We start from the raw sequence: 2700 nt of genomic DNA, 5'->3' as shown, positions 1-2700 counted from the left end.
TATCATCATCCAACGGCATTTTTAAAGTAACACACTCTATCAACACAGGGCGCGGGTGCAGGCGTATCTCTTCGGCTATGTCATGTACCGTATGGTAAACCTCCAGTATATTATTACCATCAATATGCCTGGCCTCAATGCCAAAACCTAATGCCTTATCAGCCAGTCGCTCGCACCGGTATTGTTCATTGTTTGTGGTTGATAGCGCCGCGCTGTTATTCTCTACCAAAAAAATTACGGGCAGGTTCCAAACCGCGGCAATGTTTAGTGCTTCATGAAAATCGCCCTCGCTTGTTGAGCCTTCGGCCGCGAAAACAAGAGTTGCGTTATTTTTGCTACTCAATATATCGGCCAGAGCTATACCTGTAGCCAATGTTGACTGCGCCCCCAAATGCGATTGCGCGCCTATTAGTTTATGTTCCTGCGAACAAAAGTTGAACAGCCCGTTCCTCCCCTTTGTAAACCCCGCCGGTTTGCCCAGCAACTGCGCCATTAAACGCGATACAGGCACATCCCGAGTGGTAAACACACCCAGGCTATGGTACATGGGTAAAATATATTCGTCGGGTTGCATGGCCATAGTGGCACCAACAGCCATAGCCTCGGTACCCATGCCTGTAAACCAGATAGTAATGGTACCATGCTTTAACAGCGTCTGCATTTTTTCTTCGACAATACGGGCAAACAACAACTTTTTATATATAGTTATTAAAGTATTATTATCCAGTTCCTGCCGATCAAAAATCATCCGACTAATCTAATCAAGTTTAAATTCATTTATAAGTGCATAGCGCCCCCCACAAGGCATGCCATGTTAATTGTATTTAATAAAATAGGTAGTTTAATTTTTATCGGGATGCTGTTGCTCCTGCCAAAGTTGTGTAAATGATTTTTCGGCAACTTTGGGCATCCCCCTAAAGCGGCCCCAACTCATTTTAAAGAGTTTTTTAATGAGCCTGTTTTTTGTCGTTCCACTAAAAAAGTCTTCAAGCTTGCGGCTCATCATCCCTTTTTTCCACATAGCCCAGCCAAAGCGTTCTTTCCAGCCTATTAGTTTTTGATCCACAGCATCGCGACGGTTAAGCAGCAGCATTTTGTGTATGTCAATTTTAACCGGGCATACCTCGGTACATTTACCGCATAAGCTGGATGCATAGCTTAAGTGTTTAAACTTATCCATGCCTGCCAAATGCGGTGTTATAATTGACCCGATAGGACCACTGTAGGGCGTGTTATACGTATGCCCGCCAATATTTTTATAAACCGGGCAGGCATTTAAGCAGGCCCCGCAGCGTATGCAATATAACCCCTGACGCTGATCTTTTTGGGCCAGCAGATTGGTGCGGCCATTATCCAGCAAAATAACATACATCTCTTCGGGTCCGTCTGTTTCGCCGGGCTGGCGCGGACCGCTGAAAATGGAATTATAAACCGTTAAGTTTTGCCCTGTACCATGTGTTGCCAGCATGGGCCAAAACAGGTCAAGATCAGCCATTGATGGTATTACCTTTTCAATACCTACCACGGCAATATGTATTTTTGGGAAGGTGGTGGTTAAACGGGCGTTGCCTTCGTTCTCGCTAATGGCAATGCTGCCGCTATCGGCAATAATAAAGTTGGCCCCGGTTATGCCCACATCAGCCTGCAAATATTTTTCGCGCAGCAATTCACGGGCCTTAAGGGTAAGCTGTTCGGGCGTGGCATCGAGCGGTGAACCAAAACGCTCATGAAATAGTTTTGCAATGTCCTCTTTAGAGAGGTGCATAGCCGGCGTTACAATATGATAAGGTTTTTGCCCCAGCAGCTGCACAATATATTCGCCCAGGTCCGATTCTAACGATTCAATATGGTTGCTTTCTAAAAACTCATTTAAATGAATTTCCTCGGTAACCATTGATTTTGATTTGATGATAGCCTTGGCGTTTACCCTTTTAAGTATGCTCAGTATTTCGCGGTTAGCTTCTGCGGCATCATTGGCCCAAATAACCTTACCGCCACGCTTTTGGAAATTGGCCTCAAACTCCGGCAAAAACTTGTCGAGGTTCTCCATCACCTTCCACTTAATAACATGGCCGCGGCGCTTGGCGTTGTCCAGATTAATAATACGCGATAAACCGTTAGTTACTGCCGCGTCATATTTACCAATATTGTAGTTAATAATTCGGCGGTGATCAATATCAAATGCCTTATTATCGGCATCTGTTAAAAACTCTTCAGCAACGGTTCCCATAAAGCGAATATAAATTATTTTGAAGCAAAATATCCTTTTAAACAAAAAAAGCGATGGGGATCATCCTATCGCTTAATATTAAATAGCTTTATGCTTTCGTCTTTTACCTTTCAGCTTAATCAGCAGCTCATTTTATTAACCCTGTTTGCATGGCGGCCGCCTTCAAAATCAGTAGTTAAAAAGGCTTGTACTATATTTTTTGCTTCATCCAAACTAATAAAGCGTTCGGGGATACATACTATATTGGCATTGTTATGGCTGCGGGCCAATACAGCCAGCTCCTGCTGCCAGCAAATAGCTGCGCGTATGCCCTGATGTTTATTGGCCGTAATGGCAACACCGTTGGCACTGCCGCAAACCAATATACCCAAATCAAATTCGCCGCTTTCAATCGCGTTAGCTACAGGGTGAGCAAAATCGGGATAATCAACAGACGTTTTATCGTAGGTGCCAAAATCCTTTACCTCATG

Annotated in this window: 3 protein-coding genes; all 3 read right to left on the bottom strand. The window is 44.2% G+C overall.

Translation table 11 applies throughout. From position 1 onward, the window contains the following. The coding region (locus tag ABI367_RS09260) for a thiamine pyrophosphate-dependent dehydrogenase E1 component subunit alpha (protein WP_462228092.1) at positions 1-748 on the bottom strand (748 nt) is incomplete at its 3' end. 93 nt (positions 749-841) lie between these two features. Then, positions 842-2230: a LutB/LldF family L-lactate oxidation iron-sulfur protein gene (locus ABI367_RS09255; RefSeq protein WP_462228091.1), complete on the bottom strand. Its 1389-nt coding sequence runs from the start codon at positions 2228-2230 to the stop codon at positions 842-844. Positions 2231-2349: 119 nt separating this feature from the next. After that, on the bottom strand, positions 2350-2700 hold a 351-nt coding region (locus tag ABI367_RS09250), incomplete at its 5' end, for an RpiB/LacA/LacB family sugar-phosphate isomerase (protein ID WP_462228090.1).

Origin of the sequence: Mucilaginibacter sp. (assembly GCF_039935595.1) — a bacterium.
In the GTDB taxonomy this organism is placed as follows: domain Bacteria; phylum Bacteroidota; class Bacteroidia; order Sphingobacteriales; family Sphingobacteriaceae; genus Mucilaginibacter.
Note: the sequence above shows the minus strand (reverse complement) of the source record. Positions and strands in the feature narration are given on the sequence as shown.